This is a genomic window from Oligoflexus sp. (assembly GCF_035638955.1).
In the GTDB taxonomy this organism is placed as follows: Bacteria; Bdellovibrionota_B; Oligoflexia; order Oligoflexales; family Oligoflexaceae; genus Oligoflexus.
The window spans coordinates 1-23,618 of the sequence record NZ_DASQYZ010000148.1 but is presented as its reverse complement, the minus strand read 5'-3'; the positions used below and the strand labels follow the sequence as shown (position 1 = coordinate 23,618).

Here is a 23,618-nt window from a genome sequence, read left to right as displayed (position 1 = left end):
CTGCTCCGGATGTGCTGGCGACGGCCATGTCTTTGGCTAAAACCATCAAAAAGACCGCGGTCGTTTCGGGTGTCTGTGACGGATTCATCGGCAACCGTATGATCGCCGCTTACAGTCAGCAGGCGATGAATCTGCTCGAAGAAGGCGCGAGTCCGCAGGATATCGACCAGGCCCTGGAAACTTTCGGGATGGCCATGGGTCCCTTCCGGATGAGTGATCTGGCAGGTAACGATATCGGTTGGGCCATTCGGAAGCATAAGCAGCAGACCCAACCCGATCCCCATTATCCGCGCATCGCCGACCGACTGTGCGAGATGGGACGCTATGGGCAGAAAACCGGCCGCGGCTGGTATCTTTACGAGTCAGGCAGTCGAGACGCACGCATCGATCCCACCGTCGATGAGTTGATTGCCAGCTATCGTAACGAAAAACGTTTCAAGCCGAGATCAATTTCTGCAGAAGAGATCACGAACCGTTGCGTCCTGGCCCTGGTTAGTGAAGGCGCTCGCATCCTGGAAGAGAGAATCGCCCAGCGGGCTTCTGATATCGACATGGTATATCTCAGCGGCTATGGCTTCCCGCTCTATCGAGGCGGCCCCATGTTTTATGCCGACAATCTGGGGTTGAAGCACGTGGTGGAAAAAATGGAAATGTTTTTCAGACAGACAGGTGATCCATTCTGGAGGCCGGCGCAGATTTTGGCTGATCTGGCCACGCGAGGGAAATCTTTCAATTGATCGCGGGCTGGCTGGAATGCCAGCCTGCTCTGGCTTTTCGGCCAGCCTAGGCTGGCTTTTCAGCCAGCCTAGAGATCACTGTCGAAAATTAGCGGCAAATTTGCCAAATATTTAGCCGTAAAACTTTTGCGAATCATCTCATTGGCATGATCGAGGCCGATTTTAAGATGAGGAAAAGGTGAGCGACCCATGATGCCACAGCCCGTTTCCGCCCAATGACATTCAAAGTTAGGATGATCATAACCGGCCGCATGCAAAAGTTCATGGAACAGGAGAATCCGCAATTCCTGAGGCTGAGTACGAAGGGCGGAGTCGAGAAGGATAGTGGTTTCGCGGGAATAAGGCTCCATGATCGTCACAGCCCGAATGTCCCCACGGACCGTGATGCTGTTCAGCAACTGCTCATGCGAAACGATGGTGATGCGCTTGATCCTGGTCGGCAACGGCAACTGAATACCTGCTTTCAAACTTAAATTCAAAAATTCCTCCATCATAGGCCGCAATTCGGGTTCTATGAAGGCCCCAGGGAAGGCGTTGGCCAGAGTTGTGTGGGCATGTGCGGTTGTCGCCAGGCTACCCCATGCAAAAACCAGCAGCAGGATGCGAATATAAACGTTAAGTTTTCTAGTACGAAGCATTCGACACACGTCTTTCTTTGATGGAGCGACCAGACGCATGTTGGACAAAAAAGAATCTCTGACATTGCAGGAAAGAACCGAGTGTCATCCCATGTATGCCTTGACATGACTGACTTTGGTGGCAGCGGTGAGGACGATTGACCGCTAAAGTTGATACCAGTAACTCTCAGCATTAGTGGAGAACGATAAGTTACCTCCCACCTGCGGATAGCCTTTACATTGGAATTTATGGAATGTAAATGGCACGAGGACGTGAGTATCCAACAGGAAGAGGTTGTTTTCCATGGTAAGATCCCTGCCCAACCACCGCGCAAGAGGTTTTCTGCCGCTTGCTATTTTTGCAACAGCAATATCGACGACAACACTCCAGGCCCAGGATGCCCAGGGACCTGAGGCCAAACCCAGTACAGCCGAGTCTCCGACCGGGGGATCAGCAACTGTTTCCAAGACCAAAGAGAAATCAGAAAAAGTAACGGTAACAGGATCACGTTTGAAGCGCATCGATGTGGAGAATGCGATCCCGACTAAAATTCTGCGGCAAGAGGATTTTCAAAAAGCTGGAGTGACTTCAGTCAGCGAGCTGCTGCAGAATCAATCCGAAAACACCTTTGGCAGTTTTACAGGTGGCGGCGGATTTGTGTCCGTAGGTCAAACCACACTTGATCTTCACGGATTGGGCGTGGGCCGTACTCTGGTCCTTGTCGACGGCCGTCGCCTTCCGGCTGAAGCCAGCCTCGGTGGAACAAATATCAATAACATCCCGCTGGCCATGGTGGAGCGCGTTGAAATTCTGAAGATGAGTGCCTCGGCCGTTTACGGGGCTGACGCCGTCGCAGGTGTCGTGAACGTCATTCTGAAAAAAGCTGTTTCCGGTTCCGAAGTGAGTACGCAGGCGAATATCTCACAGGATTCGGGAGGTAATTCAGTCAAAGCAAGTGCCGTCACGGGTTTTAATATCCTCGATACCGACGTGACTTTGGCTATCGGCGGAGGCCAGTCCACTCGGGTCTTGTCGCGTGATCGGAAACAACTCTGGAAGGAATCCAGTCCTTATGATCAATCCACGGCGGGTGCCCCTGGGGGCACTTACTCGTGGGGTCTGCTCAATCCCAACCGCCCTACGTCAAACGCCGGGGACTATGCGTACCGTCCCAGCGCCAATTGCCCGAGTGAAAATCAAGTCACTCTTCCCAACGACCCGGCCAATACACTTTGCCGAGGGGATGCACGCAAGGCCAGCACCATCGAACTGATGCCGGAAAAATCGGAAAAGTTTGTCACGGTGAACCTGGAACGAAGCTTCGGCGATCTGCAATCGTCGACCACCCTGATGGCGACGACCGTGGACACGGCGAGTTATAAGGTCAGTCGGACACCCACAGCGAACCAGCGCGGGGGAGCTTACAATTTACGCTTTGGTGATGCCCCTGATGACCTCAAGCAGCAGGCACGAGACCTCGGTCTGAATTATACCGATGACCAGATGATCAAGATCACAGGTCAGAATCTATTTCCAAAGATCAAAGGCAATACAGAAACCTCAGACACTTCGCTGGGTGCTCTCACGAGTTTGAAGGGCGCCATCAATGAGGACTGGGAATGGACCGTGGAAGGCTCTCACTTCACGACCAAACGGGTTCGGACCTATCACAAGGCTCCCGATAACCTGGCTTTTATCAAAAACCTGTTCCCGGTCAGTACCACCGAAGCCCCAAAGATCAACATCTTTCAAGACGACCTTGGGTCCGTTGCCGGGTTTTTCGCCGATCTGCGCAGTGAAGAGGCCAATAGCATCACCAGTGGAACGGTGTTTGTGAACGGCCCTCTGTTTGATCTCGAAGGCGGCAAGGCAAGCGTGGCCGCTGGTGTGTCGACCGCCCACGAAAAGTACGTTTTGCGCGCTGATCCCAAGGATGCAAGTTTTCTGAAAGACTATCCGGAAACGCCAGGCATTGCCAAGGCTCGTTACCTTGGCAGTTTTGCCAGTGATGGCCAGGGTGATCGGGATGTAAATTCAGCCTTTGCCGAATTCGATTTTCCATTCCTGAAAACTGTTGATCTGGCTCTGACAGGTCGCTTTGATCATTATTCTGATTTCGGCAGCACCTTCAACTATGGATCCAGCGTTGTGGTGGCGCCCATAAAGGGCCTGAAACTGCGGGGTAATGTTGGAAGCGGGTTCAAGGCACCAAGCCTGGCCGAGGTTCACAACCGCAACAATGGGGGCTATACGCCTGTTGTCGATGACCGTTACTGCGACAACAGCGTTCCGGCGGAAAACCCCTGTGGCACCAACGCAACGTCTTATAGCGTCTTTGTTAACAGTCCAGGCAACAAGGACCTGCAGGAGGAAACCTCGCTGACCTATAATCTGGGCTTTGTCGCTGAACCAGCCGATTTTATCGATTTCTCGGTCGACTATTGGTCCGCGAAAATCAAGGATGTCATCGGCCAGGAAGAATTGGATCGCCTGGTTGAAAAGGAGCTAAAAGGTGAATCGCTGGGTTCGTCGGTCGTCAATCGCAGCAGCGCTGGCCGAATCGAGTCCATTGACAACTCGTATGCCAACCTCGGTAGACTCCGCTCGCAAGGTATCGACGTGGCGTCCAATCTTCATTTCCGGGCTGGTGAGCTTAAGTATGGTTTGGCCAGTACCTACTCGCGTGTTCTATCGCGCAAGACCAGGGCGACCCAGACTGATCCCGAACGCGAAGAGGTTGGTTCCTATCGCTTCCCACTGTATCGCCTAGGGAATTCGTTGTTCCTGGAAGGCAAGGTCCACTCGGTAAGCCTCGATACAACCACGGTCGGCCGCCAGGAAAGTTCCAAGTTTGAAGTGGACCCAACCTTCGGCTACATCTCGCCCACGACGCGCTATGATGTGAGCTATGGCTGGAAATATTCACAATCCGGTTCTCTGAACCTTGGTGTGTACAACATTGAAAATCGGATCGCGACCGTGCACAGTGTTGACCATACCACGGGCGCTGTCGCCATCGATCGGGAGAGGGCTGACGCACGCGGCCGTCAATTCCAAATCGGTGTTCGACAGGCATTTTGATATGGTATCAGCTTAAGACTGATAAAACCCAGGTTTCGACCTGGGTTTTTTTCTGCCAGGGTTTCTACATTCGGGTAATGTTACGCCCATTCCAGACCATAACCCCCAAACACATGACTGATGGGAAGGGCCCCGAGGACCCCAGCGCGGCATATTCCTTAGGATTTCGGCACATATTCCGAAAATCCTGTGTGGCTTCCCTAGGACAGCCGTATACCGAGGTCGCCCGATGTTCTCACGGTGCTGGATACAATTCATTCTCTTCCTGGGCCTCGCCTCATCGGGTTTGGCCGGGGCTGAGCCCAGAGCGTATGTTCATACGGGCGTTGTTGATCTTCGGCAGTGGGACTTTGAAAAAAATCCCAGCCTGCCTCTTCGCGGTGCCTGGGAATTTTACTGGGGCCATTTCATTGATCCATTGGACTTCCAGGGGACTGATCTTCCCGCGCATGATTTCATCAAAGTCCCCGGCAGCTGGAACAAAGCTGAGAAAGCCTATTCCCATCGTGGTTACGTGACTTATCGCGCGCGGATCCGATTGGCGAAACTCGAAGAGCTGGCCCTGTACGTCCCCCTGATCTATGTGGCCAGACGAGTGTATATTGATGGCAAACTCGTGGCGGAAAACGGCCAGGTGGGGCGTACGAATGATCCGCGCTTTTATACGCCCAGACTGGCCGAACGCTATTATACCTTTCAGCCCACACGGCTTGATTTCGATATCGTCATCCATGCGTCCAGCTTTGAATTTTATCGGGCAGGCATAACCTTGAGTCCGCCGTCTCTAGGCAAGCCCGCCGCGATTGCCCTGGATCGCGAACGAGACATCGCCATCGCGTTTTTCATTGTGGGCGCCTTGGTGATTATGGGCATTTACCATATCTGCCTTTTCACGCTGCGCACCGAAGATCGGTCATCGCTCTACTTCGGTGTCTTATGTCTGCTGGTTGGGATCTATATGCTGGCGGGCAAGGGACGCGTGGTTGATATCATTCTGCCGGATATCTCGTTTGCGAACAACGTCAGGACTTATCAAGTATGGATGCTGGCGCTGCCTATCTTTTCTTACTTCACGCATGAGCTCTTTCCGCGCTATTTTTCCAAGCGCGTGGCTCACGCCATGGCCGTCCTCAGCGGCACATTTTTTATCTATGTGATCTTTGCCGAACCGCGAGATTTTGTGGGCAAGACGGCCGCTTTTCAAGTCTTCACAGCCCTTCTGATCGTCTACCTGATCCGGGCCATGGTTCGGGCCTGCCGAGGCCGTGAAGAAGGAGCGAAAATATTCTCGGGTGGAGCCCTGGTCATGGCGGTCGTTGCCATTCACGATATCCTCCTGATTCTGGAAGCGTTTGAGTCGATTCCCATCGGCGCCTTTGGCCTGTTCACGTTTATCCTGTTCCAATCCTTCCTTCTGGCGCGAAAGTTTTCCAGCGCCTTCCATCGCGTCGAGGAATCCGAGCACGAGGTCCGCCATCTCAATGAAAATCTGGAGACGATTGTTCTGGATAAGACCCGCGACATTCGTTCGATCATGACTCATATTCCACTTGGCATTTTTACCCTGGCTCCTCCCGCATTCAGCATTCAGAAAGACTATTCGGATCATCTGAAGATCATCTTCAACCAGGATGACCTGACGAACCTGAATGGGCTTCAGCTTATTTTTGCGCACGCGGACATGTCGCCTGACGACCGCAGTCAAGCCGAGAGCGCGCTGGTCGCCTCACTGGGTGATAACGTTGTGACGTTTCAGATGAATCAGCACGTCCTGCCACACGAAATCGTCTGGAAGACCACCGACGCGGCCGTCCGTATTCTGGATCTGACCTGGAACCCCATCGCCGATGCTCAGAACATCGTGGAAAAGGTTCTTGTCACGGTCCGTGACGTGACCGACATCCGTGCCCTTGAAGAGAAGACGCGAGAAAAGGATGCGGAGCTGGAGATGATCGGTGAACTGCTCAATACCACGCCTGAGTCGTTTGATCGATTCCTGTCCAGTTGCCGCGAGTTCCTGGCTGATAACCGCAAATATATCCAGGCCTGCACGGGACACCCCAGTGATCTGGAATTGATAAAAATGATGTTCATCAATTTCCATACGATCAAGGGGACGGCCCGCAGCCTCCAATTGAAAGGCCTGACCAGGACCCTGCATGAGATCGAGCAGTTTTATGCGAAGGCTTTGCAGCAGACCGGGGCCTGGGACCTGGCCCTCATGCGCCAAGGCGTAGACGAGGCCGAGGATTTGATCCAAACTTATGAACATATCAATCGTCATAAGCTGGGTCGGCACATGAATCCTGAAAGAAGGGTGGAGGTGACCGGATCGCAGATTTCCGACCTTTACCAAAACATTTCCAGGATGGAAAACCTGCTAAAAAGTGACTCCCGCCCCGAAGCGTTTGAGATGCTTTATGCCATCAAGAGCAGCATGTTTCCTTATATTTACGTTGATGCGGCTGATGTATTTAAGGATGCCTGTCGGACGACTGATATCCTGGCCCGGGACCTGGGCAAAGCCTTGCCAAGGGTTTCCCTGTCAGGTGCTGGAATCTTTCTCTCGTGGCAGGGGGATGAACTTTTGCGCAAGATTCTGGTGCATATGATTCGCAATACCATGGATCACGGGTTGGAAACGCCCGACCAGCGTCTGGCCAAGGGCAAGAGCCCCGAGGGTGAAATTGAACTTCAGATGAGGAAGGACTCGACCGGCGCCACACTCATATATCGTGACGATGGGCGGGGTCTTGATCTTCAAGGGATTAAAGACATTGCCGTCCGCAGAGGTTTCATCCGAAGTGCATCCGACATGAGCACCCAGGACCTGGCTGATCTCGTTTTTCAGTCAGGGCTATCAACAGCTCACCATGTCAACGATATCTCGGGCCGAGGCGTTGGCATGGATGCAGTCAAGCGCTATGTTCAGGCTGCAGGCGGTGATATCCGAATCAGTTTGGACAACCCGGAACAGATCGCGGGTTTCCATGCTTTCCGCATCGAGGTCAGCTTGCCACAAAATTTGCTGGCCAAGGATTCCCCTGAATTCTTATCCCGTCAAGCCGCCTAACGTTCACGCCTTGGTACACTTCTTCAGATGGATAGGCAGGCCATCCTTGGGCCTTGGAATGGGAATGATACGCTGGTTCAGCTGGTAACCCTCGGGCAGACTCACTTCATACCGCTGCAGAAACTGATGAATGAAGGCTTTGACTTCCATGTAGGCAAACAACTTGCCGATGCACATATGAGCACCGCCCCCAAAAGGTACGAAGAGATAAGGATGCTGCTTGTGCTCCTTGCGTTCCAGGAAACGGTTGGGATCAAATTCAAGCGGATGGGTCCAGTATTTTTCCATACGGTGGGTATTGTAGGCATTGATATAGACCAGCGTATGGGCGGGGATTACAGTGCCTTTGAATTCGACATCCTGGACCGTCCGACGAGGGGTCATGGGAACCGGCGGAAAGAGGCGCAAAGCCTCATCGAAGCAGGCCTCCAAAACTGGCAGCTGTTCCAAGTCTTCGTAGGTCACAGCATCCGAACCCACCCGGCGACCTTCCTCGCGAATGGCCTGCTGCCATGTGGGATTCCGGGCCAGATAATAAATCAAGCTGGTCGTGGCGCTGGTAATGGTGTCATGCGCGGCCATCAGCAAAAAAATCATATGATTGATGACGTCTTCATCGCTGAAGGATTCACCATCTTTGGACTTCGAATGGCAAAACTGCGAAAACATGTCATCGGAGAGCGTGGAGCGTTTCTCGGGCAGCAGGTCGCTTAAGTATTGAACCAGGAAACGCCGGCCGTCGAGGCCTTTTTTATATTTTAGACCTGGGATAGGCAGCTTAATGATCGACAGAGAGGCCGCGACTGTATCGACAAAGGCTGCGTTCAAACGATCCGCCTCTGGACCCAGCTTCATCCCTACAAATGCCGTCGCGGCGATATTCAGGGTGAGCGACTTGAATGAGGAATAGAATTCCAAGGCGGGCTTGTCGTTCCACGAGTCCAGAGTTTCCGATACCGTCTTGTTCATGATTTTCAGATAGTTTTTCATGGCAGGAGGGCTAAAGGATTTCACCATAATTTGCTTGTGCATACGGTGGTCGGAAAAATCCCGCAGCATCAGTCCATTATGAAAAAGCAGTCCCAGGCGATCCCGCCAGCCCATTTTGCTCGAAAAACTGTTCGAACGATCCAAGAGGACCATCTGATTGGCATCCGGTCCGATCAACCCCAGCACATTCCGAAAGAACAGGTTCACTTTGTAAATATGTTCATGGTCCTGCCACTGCTTTTTTTCAAAAGCTGCCGCATTCCGCAGAAAATTGACCGTATCGCCGATGGCTGGCAAGGAATTGGAACCTGGAATATGGTCAAGTTTTTGGTTGTGGGGGTGCTCGTGGTACGGTCTTGATAATGTCGCCGACGGGCCCTGCGGAAGGGTAGACATTGCGATCTCCAGGGAGTGACATGGATACGGTTGATGACCAAGGGTCATTGTTGGTGTACGCAGCCTGTCGATGATACGCAAGTGCTATCGGGAGATGTCCGACATCGAAACTGTGCGCCCGCGGGCAGAATCACTAGCCATGGAGGCGAAACTGTTGTCAAATATCCTTAAATAACAAAATAGGAGGTCCAATGAAGGCTAAGTTACCGATCATTGCGAGAGTGCTGTTAGGTTTGGTTTTCCTGCTTGGTGGAATCACCGGACTGTTGAATCTTGTCCCACAGCCTCCTGATTTGCCCGAGCGTCTGCAGACGTTTAACGCCGGTCTTGCGGCATCAGGATATTTTATGCCATTCCTCAAAGCCACGGAAACGATCTGCGGCGCTCTCCTGGTTTCGGGCTTTTTTGTGCCCTTGGCCTTGGTGGTCCTGGCGCCGATCGTCCTGAACATTATCCTGGTCCACGCGTTCCTGGCTCCCAGTGGTTTGCCCTTGGCTTTGGTCCTGGGCCTGCTGATGATCTACCTGGCATTTTTCGCGAAACCTTATTCCACGGTTGTGAAATCGCTGTTTCGAAAGTGATGGAAGCCGATCAGCGCCCCGACGTTGGGCGCTGAGAGTAGGGCCTATCAGTAGCCGTAGCGGATAAAGTCCAGGATTTCGCGCAGCGCCTTGGTCCGGATGCGATCATTCTCCCCAAGGATCGTGTGCATAGCCAGGGGAAAGACCACCTTAAGGCAGAGGGGCGCCTCGGTACAGAGCTGGTCCTGACCTTCCGTGCGGACTATTTCGTCCTTGCCGGCTTGCAGCATCAGGATGGGAATTTGCAGAAGGGTAGCCTGATCGCGCATGGTCCAGGTTGCTTCCAGACTTGCCTTCAGCCAGGCCCATGTCGCCCCACCAATGACAGTTTCAAGATTATTCTTGCGCAGCTCTCTCAGTTTAAGAAACCGAACCTCGCTGCTGGTCACCTTGTTGGGTGCGAGCCCCGTGTACTGGCCATGGCCCCAGACGAAGTTTTTCTCAAGCCCAAGGATTTCCATCAATTTGGCGACGGTCCAGGCGAAAAGCTGGGGAAATGGGTCCGACCGGATGTCGAGCATGGGCGAGACCATAATCAAGCGTGAGAAGGTCTTGGGATGTTTGGTCTCATAAAGGGCCAGGATGTTGGCCCCCATGGAGAAAGCCAAAGCTATCGGAGGCGTTTTCGACTGAGGCAGGACGATTTGTTTCATAAAGGCATTTAGGTCGTGATGATACGAATCGTAGGTGTCGATATAGCTCTTTTGACTGTCGTCAAGGAAACGCTGGGATCGTCCCTGGCCGCGCCAGTCGAGGATGAAGGTCGAGATCCCTTCCTGATACATATCGTAGGCAAATTCCGCGTAGGCCGTGTAATGTTCCGTCCAGCCCTGCAGGATCACGATGGTAGCGACGGGATTGGGATGAATCACAGTCTTGTAGGCGATCTTCACCTGATCGTCAGTCTGAATTGTACCTTCCTCGCCATGACTGATGAAGAAAGGCCAAACTTTATCCGTATACTCCTGCGTATAGTTCGTTTCGCTGATGGCCAGCAAAGATCCCGTACATAACAATTGTCCCAGCCATCCTAGAATCAAAACCGTTGCCAGGTGCACGTTTCGCACATTCGCTCCCATGAATCCAAACCTTAGGCCACATGCCTTTATCGACATGGATGGGTCTTTATTTAGGTATGGAGCTCCCTTGAGAGTATGCCGGGAGTCGATTTTTGCGGCATTGTAAGATTGTGGAGGCAGCGGAAAGACGAAAATCTTCATCCCCGAGGCTTTAGGGGCCCCGGGTTGGGATGAAAATCTTCGCCTACTGGTTTGGTCGACGTCAGAAGCACGTCCTATTCACTTTTTGTTACAGAGCTTCCCAAGGGCCGCAGACTTTTTGCGTCTGCCCGTAGACCACTTTGGTTTCGCAGCACCGTTGCTCTTCAATGGTTTGGCCATAGACGACACGGGTGCGTTTTTCGATATTGCCCTTTGCGCAGTAGCCAGCTGGCTTTTTCTTCCATTGGCCGGTCAGGCTTGTGAGTTCGCGGTAGTATTCCAGGGTGGGCTTGTTCTCGCATATTTCCACAGGAATCGTCACATCCTTACAGACTTCGACGTACTTGGTGTAGCATTCAAGGCGTCCGTAAACCATCTGACAGACTTCTTTGGGTTGTGTGGTGCACTCTTTCTTGGTCTGATATTCGGTTTTGCAGACCTGCTTGGTCACATAGCGGCTTTTCACGGGGCCCAGCAAAGCATCGGCAGATGCGGCACTCAGTGGAAGAATTTCGTCAGAAAATTCAGCCACACGATGCTCACCAAACGCTGAATTCACAAAAAGATCCTGGGAGTCCTGTACGTTTTTTAAGCGTTGGAACGCATCAAGGCCCAACTGAGACTCGGTCCCGAATCGCGGAACCAGGCCAGCAACGACGACCTGGATCGAAGGCAAGGCGTTCTGCGCCATGCACACGACATAGGCCTGCGTTTCCGCACTGAAATTGACAATTTTGGGCTCGGCGGCCGCAATATCATCGGCGTCCAGCTCCTGGCATTTCACATCCTGCAAAGCAGCGAAGCGCAGGTCCTGTCCCTGAGCCGCGACGCTCGAAAGCGCGAGACTCGTCGTCCATAGGAAGGTCTTCCAACAACGAAACATTTTCATAGCAATTTCCTTTCAGAGTAACGTCTGTTCTTGTTCTAAGGTTTAACGGGAAATGTTGCGTTGGGCTACAAAGATGAGAAAAGATCTGAAAGGATGCCGCGAAACGAAAAAGCGGAAGTTGACAAAGAAACGCATGAGAAGCAGTGAGCAAAAATTAGGCGACCGTTTCTTTGTCATGCATGTATCTGGACCTGAACGTTATCCTATCTTAAATCATTGATGCAGGTATTCATAAGCAGGTCGGCTGGTGCGAGACAGGTCGGATTCGGTATATAGTCACCTTGAAGAGGAACAATCGATTGTTTATTGGCATGCGTTTCGTTGATGGCACGGCCATAAAACAGATTGAACTCTTCACGATTGACCCTACCACCTGGTGTGGTCAGGGCCACCCATCGCGTGGCAAAGGGCTGTCTGGTCAGTAACTGATCCAATTGCTTGGGATCGATCTGCAATTCCTTGATCACATCGTCACGACTTAAATCCTGCTGGTAATAGCCGAAGCCGAGCTGAACGACATCGGGCTGGAAGGGATCGATCCCCAGCTATTTCAGCGAGGCAAAGTAGGGTTTATTATCGTCATCGATGGCTTTGCGGAACGTGGCCTTGTCAGGATAAATCTTACTGATTTTGTCTTTTTCAGATGGCGCGAAAATATTCGAAGTTTGCGCGAAATCACGGATCTGATCATCCTGCACCAAAAATCCGCGCCCATGACAGGACATGCAGGAGAAACCATTGGTTATGTGAGACTGCAAGCGTCTGGGGCCATCCTCTTTGCGCACCACTGTTTGGGGGCCACGATCAATGGAATTGCCGAAGTTGTCGACCAGAAAATAACCCAGCATGCCGTTGGGCAACTGGAAGATAACCTCGCCACCATCCTGCGCGAAAGAGCGGTTATCAAACCCCACACCGACAGGCCCCAAAGGGTTATTAAAGATGTTTTGATCGTTATCCTCGGCCGCAAAATCATAGCTGAGCCAATAGCTGAGTCCTGTGGACTTGGACACGTGGCGTTCCACAATCCGGTTTTGCGTGGAAACATTGGAGCGTTTAAAGCCTGAACGGATGACAGCGTTGTCCCGGATGTTGCGGTTGGCATCGATGCCCAGCCGATTTTCCAAGGTTAAGAGGTTGTTCGGCATGTTAAGGAAGCGTTGATAAGGTACGGGCAGTGTGGCCGTTGCCACAAACCAGTCAGCGCGTATGACATAAGCCTGGCTTCCCACCGCCTGGCGCAAAAAGTTGTGATCCGTGGCAGCCGCCTGCAGGCTTGGATCCGTGGCCGAGTTGCTGAACGTTTCCATAAAGGGATAGAAGGAGGTGACGGCATCCTCAAAATTGCGGCAGTCCATGTTCAACTCATTCAGGTTCACTCGGACCAGGAGACCTTTATCCCCTACAGCAGCGGGCAGGATCACGTCTTTGGCGGAAGACAGTCTATTAATGGTCTTATTCAGGGCCAGGCTGAGCGTGACCATTTTTTTATCGGGCATGCCACGATTTAGGGTTTGACCGCGGCAGTGCTTGCTTGCCTAATTTCGTCCTCTGCATTCTCCAATCCCGCCCAGGGCCTGCGCCTGGAAATCTCGACCACGATCGATCCAAGAGCCACAGAAGAGCTCGAAGCCATTGATCAGTTGAAGATCCATGGAACGCGGGACAGCACCTATGTGGACCCGACTTGGTCTTTGGATCAATTGGCCATCGCTGGAAAAACCTACTATCGGGTCAAGGGAACAGTCAACCTCGCTGCTGAGTTGCCTGGCCTGATGAGTTCACAGCAGGTCTGCAGTTTCATCATGGTAGCAAAAAATCTGGGTGGCAAGCAGACTTTCGAATTTGCCTTGATCAACGCAGCAGACAAGATCGTCTGGGGCGATAAATCAAGTATAGCAGGACAGCCTATTTCCGTAGCCTTTGACATTTGTCGCAACTATCAGCAGTAAGGATATTTTCCATGTCCCCATTCGTTAAAAAAAAGTCTCGTGATCGCATCGCTCTTGGTAAGTTCCAGCAGCTTGGCTCGGCAAGCGCAGATAGTGGATTTCAAGGGCAGCGCGCCTCGAAAAGGCACCATTGCTCATCTTGATATTGGCAAGTTCCACGGCCCGGACAACTGGCGTTTGCACATGCTGATCCGCGTGGACAACGTTCCCCATCACTGCTATGTGGTGAGCAAGGACCTGCAAAAGCTGGTTGCTTTGCACAAATTGGTGCGCGACGGTATCAAGGACAAGGATGACGCTACGACGACCTGTTTTGTCGAACAAATCCAGGCCGACGTCACGAGTTACACCAGCGATCTCGACAAAGATCCTTCAGCTTTCGGCTATGGGTCAAACATACTCTAAGGGCAGGCGAGCGGGTCCAGCGGGACCCCCCGCATGATCCCCCCTATTTTGCTGCCTTGACGAAAAACATTGTCCAATTCCATCATTGACGCATAAAATAACACATACTACGCAGCTGAATCGATGAAAGCCCCACTCCAGAGGAAAATCATGATTTTGATAGGCATTCGTTTCAAAATCATTTTGATTGCTTTGGCTGCCCTTGCTTCCCGGCAAGCTCTTCCCATGGAAATCGATAGGCCTCCTGATGATGTCCTGATTGATGACTATGCCTGGCATACTGAACAAAAGTTGCTTTGGAGTGGCCTCAAGACAATGAACACGGGAGCCGGGGATTCCAGAGAGGAAATCCTTAAGCTTATTATCGACGATCGATTGCAGACCGCCGACCATAGGTACCTGGCGGCTTCGCTGAGTTCTCATGCCGTCGATTTTAAGGGTGACGCCACACAACTTCAGTGGCTGTGCGAAAATTTTCCGCCACAAGGCGATGATTTTATCTACCTCAGCCGCTGCCTCTATTTGAAGAAAATGGATTTTAAGATCAAAGTTCAGATGCTGGCGGATCTGGGCGAAAAAGCGTTTAAACTCAGACCCAAAAGGATGACAGGCTCAGGAATATACTCAGCATTGGGAGAATATGTTAAAGATTACGGGCGAACCAATGAAGCCATAAAGTATGTCAAGAGAAGTTTTGAAATGATCCCTGCCCATGCCGAGCAGGAAATTATAGAAGCCAAAATGAATCTTGCTTACATGTATGCCAACCCCATGCTCAGCGAAAGTCTGAAAAGTCAGGCCACGGCGTATTATAGCGAAAGCAAGCTTTGGTATAAAGCCCAGCAGGGGGCCTACTATGAAGAGCTCGCCCGCTTGGCCAGTTATAACCTCGGCATCAGTTATCTCTTTCTCTTCAATGCCTACCGTGATGCGATATCGCCTTTGCAGGATTCTTTGCGGCATGAAGTCCTTGATACGGACGCTAGGATTTTTCTGGGCTATGCCTATGCAAAATTAGGCGACGAAAAAGCTGCCCGCGCCATTCTTGGAACAGCGCACATCGATGCGCAAAAACATGCCAATCGCGCGGAATTTCTTCAGTGCTATCGAGATGTGACTCTGAAATTGCTAGGTGACAGTATCAATCTCGATAAATGTCTGATTTTGGAAACCCCGCAACTGGATGTTTTGCTCAATCTCACAGAAACCCTCAGCGAAATCCAACTCAGACCGGATCAGGAAAACATCTGGTGGCGCATGTTCTATAAGTCCTTTAAGTCGCAGATGCTTCCTGATATGCAGAGTTCCATCGAAACGGCTTCTTCAGAACTGGAGCTCATTCGGGAACGGGCGGAAAGTCGAGTGAAGGATTTAAAAATCCAGAATATCCAGCTCTACCAGTATTTGATTTTAGCCCTTGCAGGCTTAACCAGTTTTCTGGGTTTCGCCGGCTTTTTAATCTGGAAATCCCGCTCCAATGTGCAGAAGCACAGCGTGGAATTGAATAGAGAACGAGCGCGACTGCAGAATATCCTTGATAGCATCAAGGAAGGTATTTTCCTTATCGGCCCGGATTTACGGATGATAGCCGAGAAATCAGCGCATCTATCTCTGCTTATGGGACAGCATGATGCATCTCGATTCGAACTGGCCGATTTCCTCCGGTGGTCGTCCGTCGAACCGGATGCCGTTTCCACAGTTGTTTCCTGCATCGAAGCCAGTATGGGTGAAGACGAGATTGTATGGGATTTGAATCGAGGCAATCTCCCCGTTGAAGTCAAGTTGGACGGTAAGTATCTCGGTCTCTATTGGCAACCAATCTTCCTTGATCAGAAGCTTACCCAAATACTGCTGGCTGTTCGGGATATGACGGAGATGCGTTGGCTTGCCGACGCTCATGCCAGAGCTCAGGAAGAAACCGACAAAGTCCTGGTCTATGTCAAGCAGATTATCGGCGGCAACAGGCAGGCTTCGGTGAATTTTTTAGCTGACTTGCCGCGGCTCCTGGAAACCATTCGAAACGAAATTCATCTTAAGAATTTTTCGAAGGCTCTGCGTCCTGTGCATACCTTGAAAGGAACAGCCCGCAGTCTGGGCTTTATCGATTTGCGTGAATCTGCTCATCGTTTGGAAGACGAGCTTATACGATCGAACGGAAAGGCTATCCAGGAGGCCCTTGAAAAAATGCAGCTGGTCATTCGCCTTTACCAGTCGGCAAAGATGTTCGTCTCCGATAGCAGTGACCTGCAGCAGAATATGGACGTCCTCCGCATCGTATCGGAACTGAAGCCGGAAATAGAGAACCATTTGCTCCAATCCGGGATCGAGCTGGAAGAAATAAGAGTCAGGGAAATCGGAAAATTGATTCCGAAGGAATATGATGCGATTCGTGAAATCTTGCTGCATGGTTTGACGAACGCCATCGATCACGGTTTTATTATACCCAAACAGAAGGGTCAAATGATTCGATCGCCGGTCATTTCTGTTGAAATCAAAGCTCTGGATCGGAAACGCAGCCTGAAAATTCGGGACAATGGAGTTGGAATCAAACACGACCTTATCCAATCTCTGGCAGAAGCCAAGGGATGGAAGCCCTCTGAAACAGGACAATGGACCGACTTTCTCTTCACTGATGGAGTGACAACAGCCCAGGCGGTATCCATGAGCAGTGGCCGCGGTGTGGGCCTGGCAGCCATTAAACAAACGACCGAGACCCTGGGAGGGCAAGTGCGCCTTCTGGATAATGATGAAGCCAAGGGAACGATTCTGGAAGTTGTCTGGGGAGGGTCAATCGACGAAGTTAATCAGCCAGACTGAGAAAGATGGACTTGGAATGGAGGAATTCCGTTCACTCGTCAGGGAGTAACTCGTGAAAGTCATCTACAACTCGAAACTGTTTCGTTTGCCACTGCTCCGTAACTACGCGGCGATCGTCTTAGGCCGTCGTTGCTATGTAAAGGCGAGTCACACGTCCCCACGATTGCTGCGTCATGAACAGATTCATCAGGAACAAATGGACCGCGTGGGCGTGTTCAACTTCTACCGCATTTACCTGCAGGACTATGTGATCAATCTTCTCCGTTATCGGAATCACGATCAGGCTTATCGCATGATTCCTTTTGAACAGGAAGCTTATGCGCGCGAAAGCGAAGACCGGCCCTTCTTCACCTGATTCTTCAAATCCTCATCAAGCTGACTCATGAGTAAATGTCCTAGGGCTCTTTTGTCCCAGGCTGTTGATTCATGCAGCAATTTCGCAAGACCATCGTCTCCGTTGTGGGAATCTAAAACACAGGAAAGGAATTTTTATGTCGCAGTCATTTCAGAAAGTCATCACTCTGTCGGCAGCTTTAGCGATTAGCCAGGGCGTCGTGCGCGCAGATGATCGAAGCGATATGTTTGTGGTTCATGAGTGGGGGACGTTCACATCACTCCAGGGCGCAGATGGTAGAAATCAGGAAGGCATGCATCATGAAGAGGAACGTCTCCCTTCATTCGTGGAGGGTCGCTGCGGGGATGGCCTGGCTCACGGCGATGCCAAATGCGCTGATTTCATGCCTGAGCCGAAATCCGCTCTTGCCGTGACCCAGAAAATGGAAACACCGGTTATCTATTTTTACGGAGGTGAAGGCCAAAAAGCGGATGTGACGGTTCAGTTTCCAAATGGATTGATAACGCAGTGGTTCCCGGCCGCAGCCGCCTTTGCTCCCAAAATTGGTCAGGTCGATGCTGTTGCGCAAGGTTCCATGACCTGGCAGGTTGACATCAAAGGTCAAAATGAGGCTCTGAGTCATCAGGTGGAGGACGGCAATAGCTGGCTTTATGCCCGTGATGTCGACGCGAATGCCTTGACCGTAGGCTCAAGCACCGAACGCTTCATTTTCTATCGCGGCCTGGCTCAGTTCGATACACCTTTCCGCGTGGAATCGGACCCCAGTGGCCAGTTGCGCATTATCAATGGTTCGCATGAAAAAGTGCCCGCCGCATTCCTGCTGGGTTTTGATGGCCAAAAGGGTTTCGTACAGGCTTTAGGACCGATTGCTGGCGAGCGAAGTCTCCCTGGGGTTCCAACCGCAAATTTGGAGCGGGACACGTATCTTAAAACGGCTCAAAGGCTGGTGCAAAGTTCTCTGGAAGAGTCAGGACTCTATAAAAAAGAAGCGCTGTCGATGGTCAAGACCTGGGAACATAGTTATTTTCTGACGCCAGGACTGAGGGTGCTTTATGTGTTGCCGCGGACCTGGACCGATAGACTTCTGCCACTTTCCGTCAAACCCGAGCCCAAGGACACGGTTCGTACGCTCGTTGGCCGCATCGAAGTGATGACAAGGCAGGAGGAAATCCAATCCTTGACCGCGATGACCAAAGCTTTGGATAAAATCACGCGTTTTGATATGCGTCCCTGGGGCCGTCTCCAGGAGGCCAAGTTACGCCGGCTTCTGACCTTGAGCCGCGATGAAAAACTGACAAAGTCTCTGCAGCAAGCCCTCAGCCTATTGAATACCTGCAAGGATTTTCCCTGCCGATAAATAAATAAAGCCGCGGCTCGTCGATTCGGACCGCGGCCTTCTTCATATGTTCATCAGCTTCAACCTTCCTCTTGCAAGGCCTCATCCCGCTTGCGTCGAATGGAAGGGAGTAGCACAAATATCAAAGTCAACAGAGCCAAACCCAGCAGGCATGCACTGAGAGGGCGTGTGATAAAGACGCTCCCATCGCCTCGCGCCAAAAGCAAGGCCCGACGCAAGTATTCCTCCATCATGGGTCCAATGATATAACCCAGAAGAAGCGGTGCCGGTTCACAGCCGAGTTTGATGAGAATGTAGCCGAACAAAGCAAACAGCGGCATCAGGAAGAGATCGAAGGTACTGCCATTCAAACTGAAAATTCCAATCGCACAGAACGTTAGAATCACGGGGTAAAGAATGGGGTACGGCACCCGCAGAAGGCGAACCCAGAGCCCAATGAGCGGCAGATTCAGGATGATAAGAAAAAGGTTCCCAATCCACATGGAAGCAATCAAGCCCCAAAACAGTGCAGGCTGTTCGGTGATAACCGCAGGGCCAGGCTGAATGCCCTGCATGATCATAGCGCCGATCATAAGCGCCATCACAGGATTGGATGGGATGCCCAGGGTCAACATGGGGATAAAGGACGTCTGGGCTCCTGCGTTGTTCGCTGCTTCAGGGGCCGCCACACCTTCAATCGCACCTTTGCCGAATTCGCTCCCGTTCTTCGAAACTTTCTTTTCAAGGGAATATGCTGCAAACGATCCCAGGATCGAACCGCTGCCAGGCAGGATCCCCAGGACGGAGCCCAGCGCCGTACCGCGCAGGATGGGTAGGGCGATCCGTTTCCATTCCTCACGCGTGAGCAGAAGACTCGTGACTTTACTTACGGTCACATCCTCGCCCGATTCGTTTTCAAGATTACGAAGAATCTCGCCCAAACCAAAAATGCCCATCGCGACGATTACAAAACTGATTCCATCGGCGAGTTCCGGCAGATCAAAGGTAAAGCGCGCGACACCAGAGTTGGTATCGGTGCCCAGCAGACCTAATAAAAGCCCAATCGTGACCATCCCGAAAGCATGGAGCAAGGAACCCTGAGCCAGGACGATGGCAGCCACCAGGCCAAACACCATGAGAGAAAAATATTCAGCCGGTCCAAAGCGGAGCGCGACTTCGGCCAAAGGCGGTGCAAACAGGGCAATCAATATGGTAGCCAGTGTGCCGGCCACAAACGAAGCAATGGCGGCCGCTGAAAGCGCAGCTCCGGCTTTTCCCGCTCGCGCCATCTGATAACCATCGAGGACCGTGACAACTGACGAAGCTTCACCGGGCAAATTCAAGAGAATCGCCGTCGTGGAACCTCCATACTGCGAACCGTAGTAGATCCCTGCGAGCATGATGAGAGCCGATGCTGATGGCAGACCGAAGGTGAGTGGAAGCAGCATCGCAATGGTTGCCGTCGGCCCAAGGCCGGGTAAAACACCGATCAATGTTCCGACAAAAACTCCGGCCAGACAGTAGAGAAGGTTGGTCAGGGTCAAGGCTGTCTCCAACCCTAAACCGATATGCCCGATGAGGTCCATCATGAGCCTGACTCTCCACTGAAATCTGCAACCCACGACCCCAAAAGGGGAAGCGGAATATTAAGCCCCTTAATGAAGACCAGACTGCAGAAGAGGGTCAGCACCAAGGCCAGGATCAGGGTAGGCTGGAGGCGAAATCGCGAGCTGGCCATTGACGTCAGGACCACATAAACAGGCAAAGCCAGGGCCAAGCCCAAGCCGCGTAAAGTTCCAGCAAAGAGCAGAGTGGCACCAATTGTAATAATGAGCGGTCGGAAGGCGATAGCCCCTATGGCGGGACCATGAACTCGGATGCCACGAGCGAGGGCAAGCAGACCAATGCCCATCAGCAACCAACCCAGAACCGTTGGAAAATAGGCTGGACCCATGCGAGTCGCGGTTCCCATCTCATAGTTTCGGGCCAGAAGAATGGCACAGCCGCCAACCGCGAGATAAATCATTCCAGCCCAGAATTCCTTGGGACCGGCGATGCGCAGGATCATGCGGGATGCTCCGTTTTAGTCGGCGAACTGACCAGCTTTCTTAATCACCCCATCCCAGCGGGTGAGTTCATCCTTGAGATAGGCTTTCAGGACTTCGGGTTTCACCCGTTCCTCAGGTTCAGGCTCGGTTCCCAGTTCAGCGAAACGGCTGATGACTATCTTGTCTTTTAAAGCCACCTTCAATGCCTGGTTCAGTCGATTGACCGCAGCCGGGGGCGTGCTTTTCGGAGCATAGAGAGCATGCCACACAGAGATTTCAAATCCAGGCAGACCGCTATCGGCTGCGGTGGGAAGCTGGGGCAACGAGGCTATCGCTTTTTTGCTGGTCACGGCGTAGCCTTTAATTTTTCCCGCCTTGATCTGGCTGGTGGTATTGGTGGTCTGGTCGCACATGAAATCAACCTGTCCACCCAGCAGGTCATTCATCGCCGGGCCGGTGCCTTTGTAAGGAACGGTGGTCAAAACTGTGTCCATGGCTTTCATGAGCAGCATGCCGCAGAGATGCGAAGCGGAGCCTAGCCCAGCATTCGCATAGGTGACTTTATCCTTATTTTTCTTCGCATAGTCGATCAATTCCTTGAGATCCTTGGGCGGAAAATCTTTCCGCGCGACGATTGTCATCGGAACCGCCGTCACGAGCCCGATCGCTTCAAAATCCTCGACTTTATAAGGGAGTTTATTGCGATAAAGGGTAGGGGACGTCGCTTGACCGATATGATGCAAGAGGATGGTATAGCCATCGGCTGCGGCTCGGGCCACACGACCGGCGCCTAACGTCCCACCGGCACCCCCGACATTTTCTATGACAACCGTTTGCTTGAGTTCAACACTCATCGCCTGCGCGATCAGTCGCGCCACAGTATCAGTCGGTCCCCCTGCTGCAAACGGCACGATCATGGTTACAGGCTTGGTAGGAAAAGCTGCATCTGCAGCACGTCCTGTATTCGCCAGGAGAGCGTTGCCGAGCAGTGATACCATAAACAGAGTCTGACGAAGTTTGGAAATCATGCGTCCTCGCTTATCGATTGAAGTGAACCGTCTCGTTATTTGCGTTGTGCCGACTCAGGCCCGTTCAAAAGGTCCAGTGCCGCTGCCGTCATCATTTTCACCCCTGTTTTAATGGTCGGCTCCGGCAAAGGAATGAACTGCGCTGAATGAAGACTGGGAAGTTTCTTGCCAGCCGCCAGAGTCTTCTTATGGGTTTCCGGATCCACGCTTCCCAGCCAGTAGATGAGACTTGGAATTTTGGGTTCCACGCGACCGTACTGACCAAAATCCTCACCTCCCATGGTCGGACGCACCTCTTTAACGTGCGACTCGCCCACGATTTTTTTAGCAACAGCTGTCATGCGTTGGGTCAGGTCCGGATGGTTGAAGACCGATGGCGTGAACTCATCCTGAATCGTCACGATGGGAAACTTTTCTTCAGGCAACCCTGCAGCCGTAGCCAGGCCACGGGCCATGCGCTTGATGGCCGCAATGGTCTGGTCGCGAACCTCAGGTGAATACGAGCGGAGCGTCAGCTGAAGGTTCACGTCATCGGCAATGATGTTGTGCTTGCTGCCGCCATGAATGGAACCGACGGTGACCACGGCCGGCTCAATAGGGGCAATTTCCCGGCTGACAATGGTTTGCAACGATTGGATCAACTGGGCCGCCAGCACGATAGGATCCTTGGTCATATGCGGATACGCGCCATGGCCGCCTTCGCCGCGAATTTTGATATCCACCGAGTCGACATTGGCCAATGCATAACCGCTGGTAAAACCCACATCGCCGGCTTGAAGTTCTGCCGACACATGCAGGGCCAGATTATAATCGGGCCGTGGAAACTTCTTGAAAAGCCCAGCGTTGAGCATAGCCCGTGCGCCCATTCCCGTTTCCTCGGCGGGTTGGGCAATCATCACGAGCGTTCCATGCCAGTTGCTTTTTTGATCGATCAGCTGCCGTGCCGTGCCGCTAAAAACGGTCATATGAATATCGTGTCCACAGGCATGCATGACAGGCTGGAGGTTGCCCTCGCGATCTTTCATGGATTTCTTACTCGCATACGCCTGGCCGGTGTCTTCTTTAATCGGCAAACCGTCGGTATCAGTACGGATCAATACGGTAGGGCCTGGGCCATTTTTGAAAATACCGACAACGCCAAATCCACCGACATTGGCTGTGACCTCAAAGCCGAGACTCTTCAGTTCCTGAGCCATCCTCTGCGCTGTGGCTTTCTCCTGCAGAGAAAGTTCGGGACTCTGATGGAGGTCCTTGTAAAGAGTCTCCAGATAAGGATAATCCTGCTCCAACGTTTTGGCCTGAAGGGCTTGATGAGTCAGGATAAGAAGGGGAAACAACAGACCACGTGCCTTCATCGAGCCGCCTCGTCACAAGGGATTTACATATTTTTAAGTATCGAGCATTGCATGAGCCACCTTTCCCATCTCACAGGGCCAGGAAAACTTCAAGTCGACACCGTTGATTTTGGAAGAGGTCACGGTCGGATTTAGGCGCTGCGGCTCATCATGGGCTTCCATGATGATTCAGGGATCTCGACCGTCAGCAGAGTGCCCGGTCCTTGGTCATTATCGTGAATGCGGGCCCGCCCCTGCAGGGATTGGCACGCAAATCGAATCGCAGCTAAGCCGACCCCTCGACCACTCAGAAGGCTCACATCTTGAGCCGTGGAGGCCCCATCCTGGAATAGAAAGTCACCCAGGTCCTGGGGATGGCTCGTCTTCCAACCGCGCTCGATCGCTTTTTCCCGAACGAGGTCCCAGGCGATGCCGGCTCCATTGTCACGAAACTCGATGACCATGGAACCTTCCTTGGATCGTGCCGAGATCTTGAAGCAGGCTTTGTGACCCTTGGCTTGCTTATTTTTGGGCCTGATAAAGCCGTGATCGATACTGTTCGTGAAGGCATGAATCATGATGGGTCGCAGGGCTTCCAGCTTGACCTCGGACCAGTCTACATAGTCATCCTGAATGGTGAGTCCACCGTAAACAATACCAGCCTGCTCCAGCTGCTGCCGTGGCTCCTGCATCAGCTTGCTGCCGAGCACCATAAGGTCCTGGCTCTTCCGCTGCAGCACATGCGTGAAAAATTTATC

At 52.2% G+C, this 23,618-nt stretch carries 20 protein-coding genes; 9 read left to right on the top strand and 11 right to left on the bottom strand.

What is annotated here, in order from left to right; all coding sequences use genetic code 11:
• Window positions 1-737: 3-hydroxyacyl-CoA dehydrogenase family protein (locus VE954_RS14330; protein ID WP_324953863.1), on the top strand; the 737-nt coding region annotated here is incomplete at its 5' end.
• A gap of 68 nt (window positions 738-805) precedes the next feature.
• On the opposite strand, the gene VE954_RS14325 is transcribed toward VE954_RS14330, so the two are convergent.
• Window positions 806-1,375 carry a hypothetical protein gene (locus VE954_RS14325; RefSeq protein WP_324953861.1) on the bottom strand — a complete coding sequence of 190 codons (570 nt, stop codon included), beginning with the start codon at window positions 1,373-1,375 and terminating at the stop codon, window positions 806-808.
• 283 nt (window positions 1,376-1,658) lie between these two features.
• Between VE954_RS14325 and VE954_RS14320 the strand changes: the two genes are divergently transcribed.
• Both VE954_RS14320 and VE954_RS14315 read left to right on the top strand, forming a co-directional pair.
• Window positions 1,659-4,436 (top strand): TonB-dependent receptor plug domain-containing protein, encoded by a 2,778-nt coding sequence (locus VE954_RS14320; protein WP_324953859.1) that lies wholly within the window; start codon window positions 1,659-1,661, stop codon window positions 4,434-4,436.
• Between the two features lie 229 nt (window positions 4,437-4,665).
• Window positions 4,666-7,509 carry a 7TM diverse intracellular signaling domain-containing protein gene (locus VE954_RS14315; protein WP_324953857.1) on the top strand — a complete coding sequence of 948 codons (2,844 nt, stop codon included), beginning with the start codon at window positions 4,666-4,668 and terminating at the stop codon, window positions 7,507-7,509.
• Window positions 7,510-7,512: 3 nt separating this feature from the next.
• Here the strand turns inward: VE954_RS14315 and VE954_RS14310 are convergent, their stop codons facing one another.
• Complete coding sequence (locus VE954_RS14310; RefSeq protein WP_324953856.1) at window positions 7,513-8,895, bottom strand: cytochrome P450; 1,383 nt, start codon at window positions 8,893-8,895, stop codon at window positions 7,513-7,515.
• A gap of 191 nt (window positions 8,896-9,086) precedes the next feature.
• On the opposite strand from VE954_RS14310, the gene VE954_RS14305 reads away from it, so the two are divergent.
• Entirely contained in the window at window positions 9,087-9,476 is a 390-nt protein-coding gene (locus VE954_RS14305; protein WP_324953854.1) for a DoxX family membrane protein, read from the top strand.
• Between the two features lie 47 nt (window positions 9,477-9,523).
• Here the strand turns inward: VE954_RS14305 and VE954_RS14300 are convergent, their stop codons facing one another.
• The 4 genes from VE954_RS14300 to VE954_RS14285 all read right to left on the bottom strand — a co-directional run bounded on the left by VE954_RS14300 (window position 9,524) and on the right by VE954_RS14285 (window position 13,084).
• Window positions 9,524-10,543, bottom strand: a complete 1,020-nt coding sequence (locus VE954_RS14300; protein WP_324953852.1) for an alpha/beta fold hydrolase — start codon at window positions 10,541-10,543, stop codon at window positions 9,524-9,526.
• Window positions 10,544-10,784: 241 nt separating this feature from the next.
• Window positions 10,785-11,585, bottom strand: coding sequence for a hypothetical protein (locus VE954_RS14295; protein WP_324953850.1), 801 nt, complete (start codon window positions 11,583-11,585; stop codon window positions 10,785-10,787).
• A 203-nt stretch (window positions 11,586-11,788) separates the two neighbouring features.
• A complete protein-coding gene (locus tag VE954_RS14290) occupies window positions 11,789-12,052 on the bottom strand; it encodes a hypothetical protein (protein ID WP_324953848.1) in 264 nt (87 codons plus the stop codon).
• Window positions 12,053-12,130: 78 nt separating this feature from the next.
• Entirely contained in the window at window positions 12,131-13,084 is a 954-nt protein-coding gene (locus VE954_RS14285; protein ID WP_324953846.1) for a hypothetical protein, read from the bottom strand.
• Between the two features lie 27 nt (window positions 13,085-13,111).
• Here VE954_RS14285 and VE954_RS14280 point away from each other — a divergent pair, with 27 nt between their 5' ends.
• The 5 genes from VE954_RS14280 (at window position 13,112) to VE954_RS14260 (ending at window position 18,471) form a co-directional block, all read left to right on the top strand.
• Window positions 13,112-13,537: a hypothetical protein gene (locus tag VE954_RS14280; RefSeq protein ID WP_324953844.1), complete on the top strand. Its 426-nt coding sequence runs from the start codon at window positions 13,112-13,114 to the stop codon at window positions 13,535-13,537.
• Between the two features lie 39 nt (window positions 13,538-13,576).
• Window positions 13,577-13,942: a hypothetical protein gene (locus VE954_RS14275; protein WP_324953842.1), complete on the top strand. Its 366-nt coding sequence runs from the start codon at window positions 13,577-13,579 to the stop codon at window positions 13,940-13,942.
• A 150-nt stretch (window positions 13,943-14,092) separates the two neighbouring features.
• Entirely contained in the window at window positions 14,093-16,759 is a 2,667-nt protein-coding gene (locus VE954_RS14270) for an Hpt domain-containing protein (RefSeq protein ID WP_324953841.1), read from the top strand.
• 52 nt (window positions 16,760-16,811) lie between these two features.
• Window positions 16,812-17,114: a hypothetical protein gene (locus tag VE954_RS14265; protein WP_324953839.1), complete on the top strand. Its 303-nt coding sequence runs from the start codon at window positions 16,812-16,814 to the stop codon at window positions 17,112-17,114.
• A 136-nt stretch (window positions 17,115-17,250) separates the two neighbouring features.
• The gene (locus VE954_RS14260; RefSeq protein ID WP_324953836.1) at window positions 17,251-18,471 is read left to right on the top strand and encodes a hypothetical protein; all 1,221 of its coding nucleotides are present in this window, start codon (window positions 17,251-17,253) and stop codon (window positions 18,469-18,471) included.
• Between the two features lie 59 nt (window positions 18,472-18,530).
• Here VE954_RS14260 and VE954_RS14255 read toward each other — a convergent pair whose 3' ends face one another.
• From VE954_RS14255 to VE954_RS14235, 5 genes are all read right to left on the bottom strand, one after another.
• Window positions 18,531-20,036 carry a tripartite tricarboxylate transporter permease gene (locus VE954_RS14255; protein ID WP_349263821.1) on the bottom strand — a complete coding sequence of 502 codons (1,506 nt, stop codon included), beginning with the start codon at window positions 20,034-20,036 and terminating at the stop codon, window positions 18,531-18,533.
• Window positions 20,036-20,518 carry a tripartite tricarboxylate transporter TctB family protein gene (locus VE954_RS14250; protein ID WP_324953833.1) on the bottom strand — a complete coding sequence of 161 codons (483 nt, stop codon included), beginning with the start codon at window positions 20,516-20,518 and terminating at the stop codon, window positions 20,036-20,038. The genes VE954_RS14255 and VE954_RS14250 overlap by 1 nt, the downstream gene beginning before the upstream one ends.
• 15 nt (window positions 20,519-20,533) lie before the next feature.
• Window positions 20,534-21,526: a tripartite tricarboxylate transporter substrate-binding protein gene (locus VE954_RS14245; protein ID WP_324953831.1), complete on the bottom strand. Its 993-nt coding sequence runs from the start codon at window positions 21,524-21,526 to the stop codon at window positions 20,534-20,536.
• Between the two features lie 35 nt (window positions 21,527-21,561).
• A complete protein-coding gene (locus VE954_RS14240; RefSeq protein ID WP_324953829.1) occupies window positions 21,562-22,881 on the bottom strand; it encodes an amidohydrolase in 1,320 nt (439 codons plus the stop codon).
• A gap of 131 nt (window positions 22,882-23,012) precedes the next feature.
• A partial coding sequence (locus VE954_RS14235; RefSeq protein WP_324953826.1) for an ATP-binding protein occupies window positions 23,013-23,618 on the bottom strand: 606 nt, incomplete at its 5' end.

Coding starts and splice junctions, on each gene's coding strand:
- VE954_RS14325 (WP_324953861.1), bottom strand. CDS start 1,375: ATGCTTCGTACTAGAAAACTTAACGTTTATATTCGCATCCTGCTGCTG.
- VE954_RS14320 (WP_324953859.1), top strand. CDS start 1,659: ATGGTAAGATCCCTGCCCAACCACCGCGCAAGAGGTTTTCTGCCGCTT.
- VE954_RS14315 (WP_324953857.1), top strand. CDS start 4,666: ATGTTCTCACGGTGCTGGATACAATTCATTCTCTTCCTGGGCCTCGCC.
- VE954_RS14310 (WP_324953856.1), bottom strand. CDS start 8,895: ATGTCTACCCTTCCGCAGGGCCCGTCGGCGACATTATCAAGACCGTAC.
- VE954_RS14305 (WP_324953854.1), top strand. CDS start 9,087: ATGAAGGCTAAGTTACCGATCATTGCGAGAGTGCTGTTAGGTTTGGTT.
- VE954_RS14295 (WP_324953850.1), bottom strand. CDS start 11,585: ATGAAAATGTTTCGTTGTTGGAAGACCTTCCTATGGACGACGAGTCTC.
- VE954_RS14285 (WP_324953846.1), bottom strand. CDS start 13,084: ATGCCCGATAAAAAAATGGTCACGCTCAGCCTGGCCCTGAATAAGACC.
- VE954_RS14270 (WP_324953841.1), top strand. CDS start 14,093: ATGATTTTGATAGGCATTCGTTTCAAAATCATTTTGATTGCTTTGGCT.
- VE954_RS14260 (WP_324953836.1), top strand. CDS start 17,251: ATGTCGCAGTCATTTCAGAAAGTCATCACTCTGTCGGCAGCTTTAGCG.
- VE954_RS14255 (WP_349263821.1), bottom strand. CDS start 20,036: ATGGACCTCATCGGGCATATCGGTTTAGGGTTGGAGACAGCCTTGACC.
- VE954_RS14250 (WP_324953833.1), bottom strand. CDS start 20,518: ATGATCCTGCGCATCGCCGGTCCCAAGGAATTCTGGGCTGGAATGATT.
- VE954_RS14245 (WP_324953831.1), bottom strand. CDS start 21,526: ATGATTTCCAAACTTCGTCAGACTCTGTTTATGGTATCACTGCTCGGC.
- VE954_RS14240 (WP_324953829.1), bottom strand. CDS start 22,881: ATGAAGGCACGTGGTCTGTTGTTTCCCCTTCTTATCCTGACTCATCAA.